This is a genomic window from Kitasatospora sp. NPDC002965 (assembly GCF_040611255.1).
GTDB lineage: Bacteria > Actinomycetota > Actinomycetes > Streptomycetales > Streptomycetaceae > Kitasatospora.
Map to the genome: position 1 here is coordinate 65,488 of NZ_JBEXNT010000016.1, position 7,530 is coordinate 73,017.

The following is a 7,530-nucleotide window of genomic DNA, read 5'->3' on the forward strand; positions in this document are numbered from 1 at the left end:
CTACCCGAGGAGCCCCCGATGCCGGCCGCAGCCCGTACCGGTGACCCCACCAACCACAGTGGCCGGATCGCGACCCCGCCGCCCGGCACCGCCGCGCGGGTGGCAACGGTGCTGATCGGCGGGCGGCCCGCCGCCGTGGTGGGCAGCCTGCACGTCTGCCCGGTACCGCCGCACGCGGCCCTGGGGCCGGGGAACGTGCTGGTACCCAACCCGGCCGCGGTCACCGGGGGTGTGGTGCTGATCGGCGGACTGCCCGCCGCGCGGGCCCGCGACCAGACGGCGTGCGGCGCGGCGGTCCTGACCGGTGCGCCCGACGTGCTGATCGGAGGTCCGTGATGGGCGATCAGTTCATCGGGCGCGGCTGGGCGTTCCCGCTGCGGGTCGGGCCGACCGGCGGGATCGCCATGGTCGAGCGGGAGCGGGAACTGGAGGAGGCCATCCGCCTCGTGCTGGGCACCGCGCCCGGCGAGCGACCGATGCGGCCCGACTTCGGCTGCGGCATCCACGAGTACGTCTTCGCCCCCGGCGACGGCGTCACCGCCGGGCGGATCGCCCAGCAGGTGCGCGAGGCGCTGGAGCGCTGGGAGCCGCGGATCGCGGTGGACGAGGTCGTCGTGGCCTTCGACGCGGTGGAGACGGCCACCCTCTACATCGACGTGCGCTACACGGTGCGCACCACCAACGACCGGCGCAACCTGGTCTTCCCCTTCTACACGATCCCCTCCGAGGAGGGGACCGAGGAAACGGTCGCGGACTGATGGCCCTGCCCTCCCCCAACCTGGACGACCGACGGTTCCAGCAGCTCGTCGACGAGGCGAAGCGGTACGTGCAGCAGCGCGCCCCGGAGTGGACCGACCACAACGTCTCCGATCCGGGCGTCACCCTGATCGAGACGTTCGCCTACCTCGTGGACCAGCTGCTGTACCGGCTGAACCGGGTCCCGGACAAGAACTACCTGGCCTTCCTGGACCTGTTGGGCATCCGGTTGTACCCGCCGGCGGCGGCCGTCGCCGAGGTCGACTTCTGGCTGTCGGCCCCCCAACCGGACACGGTGACGCTGCCCGCGGGCACCGAGGTGACGACCGCGGCCGGCGAGACCGAGGCGGCCGTGGTCTTCGCCACCACCGACGACCTGCGCATCGTGCCGAGCGAGCTGACCCGGCTGGTCACCGCGCCCCGCGCCGGCGAGCAGACCGACCGGACGGGTGCCCTGGCCGAGGGCCGGGACATCCCGTGCTTCCAGGCCGCGCCCGAGCCCGGCGACGCGCTGCTGTTCGGCATGCCGAAGGCGGTGCCGCGCTGCGTGGTCGCGGTCCGCCTCGACAGCCGGGTCGAGGGCGTCGGCGTCGACCCGCGCCAGCCACCGCTGGTGTGGGAAGCGTGGGACGGCGGCCGGTGGCAGCGCTGCGAGACCGGCTCCGACAGCACCGGCGGGTTGAACCGGCCCGGTGAGGTCATCGTGTACGTTCCGGCCGGACACACGGCGTCGCTGGTCAGCGGGACCCGGGCGGGCTGGCTGCGCTGCCGGGTCACCGAGGCGGAGCCGGGGCAGCCGTTCTACTCCGAGTCGCCGACGGTGCGCGAGGCCGCCGTCTTCACCGTCGGCGGCACGACGGCCGTGGAGCACGCCGAGCAGGTGACCGACGTACCGCTCGGCGTGTCGGAGGGGGTGGCGGGGCAGTCCTTCCGGCTCGGCCGCCCGCCCGTGCTGCTCGACGGGGAACCCCCCGTGGTGGAGGTGTCCTCGCCGGACGGGTGGCAGCGCTGGGAGGTGGTGGAGCACTTCGGGCGCTCGGGGCCGGCCGACCGGCACGTCCGGGTGGACGCCACCACCGGCGAGTTCGCGTTCCCGCCGGTGCTGCGCGAGGCCGACGGCACCCTGCGTCCGTGCGGGGCCGTACCGGCCAAGGGCGCCCGGATCCGCGTGGCCCGCTACCGCACCGGCGGCGGCCCGGCGGGCAACGTCTCCCGCGGCGCGGTCTCCGTCCTGCGCAGCTCCGTCCCCTACGTCGCCCGGGTCGTCAACCGGGAGGCGGCGCGCGGCGGTGTCGCCGGGGAGACCATCGACAACGCCAAGCTGCGGGCACCGGAGACGCTGCGCATGCAGGAGCGCGCGGTGACCGCCGAAGACCACGAGATCATCGCCCGGCAGGCGGCACCCTCCGTACGCCGGGTCCGCTGCCTGCCCGACCGGGACGCGGGCGCGGGCGCGGTCCGGGTCCTGGTGGTGCCGGACGCGGTGGCCGACGAGGGCGGCCGGCTGCGCTTCGAGCAGCTGATCCCGTCCGACCAGGTCCTCGCCAGGATCACCACGGCCCTCGACGAGCGGCGCCTGATCGGCACCCGGCTCCTCGTCGAGCCGCCGTTCTACCAGGGCGTCACCGTCGTCGCCCGGCTCTCGGTACCGGCCGCGGACGCCGACCGGGTGCGCGACGCGGCGCTCGACGCGCTCTACCGGCACCTCGACCCCTTGCGCGGCGGACCCGACGGAACGGGCCGGCCGTTCGGGCGGCCCGTGCAGTACGGGGAGGTGTTCGGCGTGCTGCAACGCGCCGTCGGGGAGGCGGTGGTGGAGGAGATCCGGCTGTTCGCCGCCGACCCGGTCACGGGCCGGCGCGGCGCCCCGGTCGACCGGATCGACGTCGGCGCGGGCGCGCTGGTCTTCTCCTACCAGCACCAGGTGGTCGTGACCGCGTCGGAGCCGGAGGTGCGCGGATGAGCCGGGCCGCCGTCCCGGGCCTGCCCAGCCGGCACCCGATCGGCGAGCAGCTGCCCGCGCTGTACGCCGACGACGACTTCGCGCAACGGTTCACAGCGGGGCTGGACACGGTACTGGCCCCGGTGTTCACCACCCTCGACAACCTGCCCTCGTACTTCGATCCGCGACTGGCCCCGGCCGACTTCCTGGCCTGGCTGGCCACCTGGGTGGGCGGCACCGACGACCCGCGCTGGCCGCTGGCGCTGCGCCGCGAGGCGGTGGCCCGCGCGGCGGAACTGCACCGCTGGAGCGGCACCCGGCGCGGCCTGGTCGCGGCCCTGCGCCTGGTGCTGGGCGTGTCCGCCGAAATCACCGGGGACGGCGGGGCCGCCTGGTCGAGCACGGCCGGTGGCGCGCTGCCGCCCGCCCCGGCCGACGAGGTGGTCGTCCGGGTGTGGCCGCGGCACGGCGGAGCGGTGGACGCGGCGCACGAGGTGGACGCGGACCGGGTCCGGGCGCTGGTCCGGAGCCTGTGCCCGGTCCACACGGTCTGCCGGGTGGAGGTCCTCCCGGGACCGCCCACGAGCGAGGAGGAGCGACAGTGATGCGCGAGTGTCCCGCGTGCGGGGCGTCCAACGGCCCGACGGACGGCTTCTGCGGCAACTGCGGCTCGTACCTGGGCTGGTCGGACGCCCCGGCCACCCCGGCCACCCCGGCTGCCCCGGCTGCCGATCCCCCGGCTGCCCCGGTTGCCGATCCCCCGGCGGAAGCCGCCGCACCCCGGCGCGCCGACCCCTCACCTCCCGCCGTCCCCCGTCCTCCCGCCGCCGCCCGTCCCCCCGAGCCCTCGCCACCCGCCGAACCCCCTCGCCCCTCCGACCCTCCTCCCCCCGGCTCACCGCAGCCCGTGCGGCCGGCGAAGGCCGTCGCACCACGTCCGGTCGTCCGCCCGGTCCCGGTGGACGACGGCGCCGCCGGGACGCCCTGCCCCTCCTGCGGCACGCCCAACCCGCCCGAGCGCCGCTTCTGCCGCCGCTGCGCGACCCCGCTCACACCCGGTACGGCCCCACCGCCGCTCCCCTGGTGGCGGAGAATCTGGCGGTTGCGCCGCCGCACCCGGGCCGGCTCGGGCCGGACAACGCGCTTCCTGGTCATCCTGGCCGTGGTACTGGCCCTGTGCGCGGGTGGCTTCCTGCTGCTGCCGGCCGGCCGGAACCTGATCGAGGACACCCGGGACAAGCTGGGCAAGAGCAAGCCGGTGACCCCGGTCCGCGTGGAGGCGAGTGCCGAGGTGCCCGGCCGGCCGGCCGGCAACGCCACGGACGGTCTCAGCAACCGCTACTGGGGCGCACCGGGCCCTGGCGCCTCGGTCACCTGCACCTTCGCCAAACCCTTCCGCCTGGTGGCCGTGATCGTCACCAACGGCGCCTCGACCTCACCCGAGGACTACGCCCGCGAGGGTCGGGCACTGCGGATCGACCTGGAGGTGACGGCCTCGGACGGCCGGAAGTCGGTGAGGAAGCTGACCCTGATCGACAAGCCCGGCCCGCAGACCTTCCCCACCGGCATCAGCGACGCCATCACCGTCCGCCTGACCCTCGACGCCCCCGCAGGCCTGGACGGCGACCGCCATCTCGCCCTGGCCGAGCTGGAGTTCTTCCAGCGGAGCTGAGTCCCCGTGAGCGCCGCGCTCACGGGGACCCACCGGGATGTTCACGTGGAGGTGCTCGGTGTGGTGCTCGGTGTGGTGCTCGCCGGGGATGAACGTGCGAGCCGTCATTGCCGTGCCGGCCGGGCGGTCGACCGGTCCGGAAGGCGCTCGACGGAGTGGTCGGCTCAGTGGCGGGTGATCGCTGCCACTGCGCGGACGGCCCTGTCCACCTCCTGCGGGTCGGTCACCAGGCTGGGGCCGAGGCGGACCAGGGTGCCGCCGTACGGGGTGACGTCGGCGAGTACGCGGTGGTCGGACTCCAGGCGGGTGACCACCTGCCGGGGTGTCCGGTCGGCGACGGAGAAGCAGACGATGCCGCAGGAGAGTGCGTCGTCGTGGGGCGTGGCGACGCGGACGCCGGGGATCGCGGCCAGTCCTTCCTTGAGCTGCCGGGCCTGGGTGCGGATGCGGTTCGCGATCCGGTCCCGGCCGACGGAGGCGTGGAAGGCGAACGCCTCCGGGAGGGCCCAGCGGTGCTCGAAGGTGTGGAAGCCGCCCGGGGTGGCCATCAGGCCGGGGTCGACGACCGGCGGCGGGTCCTCGCGTATCCAGCCGAAACTCGGGATGATCGGCTGGACGAGGGGCCAGGCGTCCTCGCGCCCCCAGAGGATGCCCGTGCCGCGCGGCCCGTACAGCCACTTGTGGGTGCCGGTGGCGAAGAAGTCGCAGCCGAGGTCCGCCACGGCGGTGTCGGCCGCGCCGAAACCGTGGACGCCGTCGACGCAGACGACGATGCGGTCGGCCGCGTCCCGGCGCGCGTTGATCCCCGCCACCGCGTCGGTGATCATCCGGATCGGGAGCATGACGCCCGTGCCGGAGTGGACCCAGGTCAGCGCGAGGACCCTGGTGCGCGGGGTCACGGCCGCCAGCAGGCGTCCCGTCAACTGGTCGGACGAGACACCGGCCGGGTCGTCGTAGAGGCTCACCCGGCGCACTGCGGCGCCGGTCAGCAGGGCGCGCTGGCGCAGGGCCTCATAGGTGGAGTGGAAGTCGTGCCGGGTGGTGAGGATCTCGTCCCCGGGCCGGAGCCGCAGCCCCTGGTAGAGGATCGCCAGCCCCATGGTGGTGCTGTCGGTCAGCGCCACCTCCAGGGGGCGGACACCCAGGTAGTCGGCGGCGGCCACACGCGCGGCCAGTTCGCGGTCCGCGTTCTCCCGGTGGTAGCGGCTCGGGTCCTCGTCCAGCTTGGTCCGGTGCGTCGCGATGGCGGCGCGCACCCCGGCCGGATGGGCGGCGAACGTGAAGGCCGCGAACTGCGCGTAGGCGCGGGAGAGCCGGAACTGGTCACGAACGGATCTCCAGTCGCCCGGCGCGAAGCTGCGGGGCGGGGTCGAGTCCTCGGGCGGTGCCGGGCTCGCGGCGGACGCCCGGACTCCGGCGAGCGGGGCCAGGGCCCCGCCCGCGAGCCCGGAGAGGACGAGCCGTCGGCGGTCGATGAGCGGTTTCATGTCTCCTGCGCCTGATCGCGTGGCCGGGGTGTGGGTGGTCGGGGCGTGTGGTCGGGGCGTGTGGTCGTGATGCGTCCGGGGCGCGTCGGTCCTGCCGTGCCGACGCGCCCCGGACGACGATGTGTGCCGGGGACCGGGCCTGCACCACGGACCGCCCCGCTCGGTGGCGGCGCGGTCCGCTACGGTGCCGGACGGCTCAGCAGAGCAGTGACTCGCGCCCGGTTGCCGCCGACCGAGCGGGCGTCAGGCCCGGCTGGGCCGAGCCCGTCGCGATCTCGGCGGGTGCGATGCAGCCCGACTGGGCGGACCAGGCCCAGTAACCGTTGTAGAGGCCGCAGCGCCAGTCGTTGCCGTACTGGTCGCTGTAGGTCCGACCGTCCTTGGCCGGGGTGCACTCCGGCATGGAGGAGCACTCGTAGACCACCGAGCCGATCCGGCACCAGGACGTCCCGAGCAGGGCCGCGGTGCCTTCCTGGATCTGCGGACCGGCCACGGGAGCCTGTACGGCGACGGTCTTAGCCGACGGGGCCCCGGGGGCCGCGGCGGCGGCGACCCCCTGGACGGCGAACAGGGTCACCACGGCCAGCGCGAAGGCCGTCAGAGCGGAGCGGATGGATCGAGATACTGACACGATTGTCCTTTCCCGATGAGCGGTTGACGTGCGTGAGGCGTTGCCGCACGCAGGCCCGGTGGTCGTGCCCGCCTTTTCACCGCCGGCTACTCGGGCGGGAACACCACGTTCCGGGTCGGCGTGTTGTAGCCGGGTGAGGACAGGAGGTCATGGAGGGCGGCCGTCACCTGCTCCGGGGGGACGAAATTCGTCAGGACCTGGGTGGGAACCGCCTGCGGGTCCGCCAGGATCGCCAGGAAGAGATGCTCGACTCCGACGTATCCGTGCCCGAGTTCGGACGCGATCCGACCGGCTTCGTCGAGAATCGAGAGATAGCGCGGTGTAGCCGTTGGTACGTGGTCGTCCGCCATGGTGCCTCGATACCTCGTGCGTGGGCCCACCGGGATGGCGGGCGCGACTCAGCGCATCGTAGTAAGGAATCCGGAAAGCACGGAAGAGATCTCTTCTCGCCAGGCTGGCCGAATGCCCGCGCCCGCGCCCGCGGTCGCGCCGGGTCAGCATCGGCCCGGTCAAGGGCCCTGCGCAGGTTGATGGTTGGGAAAGTCCGGCAAGGCCGACCCGAGTGGCGCGCCGGGGAAGTGCACACATTCCGCCGAGCCGGTCGGCTACGCGACGACTTTCCACCTGTTCGTGGCGGAACCGTCCTGTTTGCCGGCGCGGAATCCCCGGGTGCCACTCGAACGGGCCCGCACCCAAAGGGATTCCCACCCACTCCGGCACGGCCCGGATCCGGCCCACCGCAACCCCCGCCAACCGCCTCGGCGGGCTTCTCCTCCGGAATTCCCGCACCCGCACCGCCCTCGGCGACGCCGACCGCGCTGTCCGCCCTCCGGAAGCGGCCATCCCCCTGACCACCGCCGCCCCGTCGCCGGGGAACGCCGTCCGGGCTGCAGCGGCCCGAGTCGAACGACCGGAACCGGCACCTCGTCAGCGCCCCGAACGACACGGTCACGCCCAGGACCTGGACTGGCTGCTGGACGGACTCGTCGACTCGGTGGCCGGGACCAGAAGCGCCGTCCTGCTCTCCGACGACGGCCTGGTC

At 74.3% G+C, this 7,530-nt stretch carries 8 protein-coding genes and 2 pseudogenes; 7 read left to right on the top strand and 3 right to left on the bottom strand.

From position 1 onward, the window contains the following. Positions 1 to 18: 18 nt before the first annotated feature. The 6 genes and pseudogenes from ABZY91_RS09890 to ABZY91_RS09915 all read left to right on the top strand — a co-directional run bounded on the left by ABZY91_RS09890 (position 19) and on the right by ABZY91_RS09915 (position 4,370). A complete protein-coding gene (locus ABZY91_RS09890; protein ID WP_355401197.1) occupies positions 19 to 336 on the top strand; it encodes a PAAR domain-containing protein in 318 nt (105 codons plus the stop codon). After that, complete coding sequence (locus ABZY91_RS09895; protein WP_329881657.1) at positions 336 to 758, top strand: GPW/gp25 family protein; 423 nt, start codon at positions 336 to 338, stop codon at positions 756 to 758. The genes ABZY91_RS09890 and ABZY91_RS09895 overlap by 1 nt, the downstream gene beginning before the upstream one ends. Then, a complete protein-coding gene (locus ABZY91_RS09900) occupies positions 758 to 2,719 on the top strand; it encodes a putative baseplate assembly protein (RefSeq protein ID WP_355401199.1) in 1,962 nt (653 codons plus the stop codon). Before ABZY91_RS09895 ends, ABZY91_RS09900 begins: the two co-directional genes overlap by 1 nt. Then, entirely contained in the window at positions 2,716 to 3,303 is a 588-nt protein-coding gene (locus ABZY91_RS09905; RefSeq protein WP_355401201.1) for a phage tail protein, read from the top strand. The genes ABZY91_RS09900 and ABZY91_RS09905 overlap by 4 nt, the downstream gene beginning before the upstream one ends. Beyond that, positions 3,303 to 3,743, top strand: a pseudogene (locus ABZY91_RS09910) (zinc ribbon domain-containing protein); the annotation flags it as partial. The gene ABZY91_RS09905 and the pseudogene ABZY91_RS09910, both read left to right, overlap by 1 nt. A gap of 57 nt (positions 3,744 to 3,800) precedes the next feature. After that, positions 3,801 to 4,370 carry a zinc ribbon domain-containing protein gene (locus ABZY91_RS09915; protein ID WP_355401244.1) on the top strand — a complete coding sequence of 190 codons (570 nt, stop codon included), beginning with the start codon at positions 3,801 to 3,803 and terminating at the stop codon, positions 4,368 to 4,370. Between the two features lie 164 nt (positions 4,371 to 4,534). Here ABZY91_RS09915 and ABZY91_RS09920 read toward each other — a convergent pair whose 3' ends face one another. From ABZY91_RS09920 to ABZY91_RS09930, 3 genes are all read right to left on the bottom strand, one after another. Beyond that, positions 4,535 to 5,857 carry an aminotransferase class V-fold PLP-dependent enzyme gene (locus ABZY91_RS09920; protein WP_355401203.1) on the bottom strand — a complete coding sequence of 441 codons (1,323 nt, stop codon included), beginning with the start codon at positions 5,855 to 5,857 and terminating at the stop codon, positions 4,535 to 4,537. Between the two features lie 196 nt (positions 5,858 to 6,053). Beyond that, positions 6,054 to 6,488: a hypothetical protein gene (locus ABZY91_RS09925; protein WP_355401204.1), complete on the bottom strand. Its 435-nt coding sequence runs from the start codon at positions 6,486 to 6,488 to the stop codon at positions 6,054 to 6,056. A gap of 86 nt (positions 6,489 to 6,574) precedes the next feature. Next, a complete protein-coding gene (locus ABZY91_RS09930) occupies positions 6,575 to 6,838 on the bottom strand; it encodes a Clp protease N-terminal domain-containing protein (protein ID WP_329881651.1) in 264 nt (87 codons plus the stop codon). 611 nt (positions 6,839 to 7,449) lie between these two features. Between ABZY91_RS09930 and ABZY91_RS09935 the strand changes: the two are divergent. After that, a pseudogene (locus ABZY91_RS09935) lies at positions 7,450 to 7,530 on the top strand (roadblock/LC7 domain-containing protein); the annotation flags it as partial.

Bases quoted from the DNA above. Each gene is read 5' to 3' on its own strand.
- ABZY91_RS09890 (WP_355401197.1), top strand. From the start codon at position 19: ATGCCGGCCGCAGCCCGTACCGGTGACCCCACCAACCACAGTGGCCGG.
- ABZY91_RS09905 (WP_355401201.1), top strand. From the start codon at position 2,716: ATGAGCCGGGCCGCCGTCCCGGGCCTGCCCAGCCGGCACCCGATCGGC.
- ABZY91_RS09900 (WP_355401199.1), top strand. From the start codon at position 758: ATGGCCCTGCCCTCCCCCAACCTGGACGACCGACGGTTCCAGCAGCTC.
- ABZY91_RS09895 (WP_329881657.1), top strand. From the start codon at position 336: ATGGGCGATCAGTTCATCGGGCGCGGCTGGGCGTTCCCGCTGCGGGTC.
- ABZY91_RS09930 (WP_329881651.1), bottom strand. From the start codon at position 6,838: ATGGCGGACGACCACGTACCAACGGCTACACCGCGCTATCTCTCGATT.
- ABZY91_RS09920 (WP_355401203.1), bottom strand. From the start codon at position 5,857: ATGAAACCGCTCATCGACCGCCGACGGCTCGTCCTCTCCGGGCTCGCG.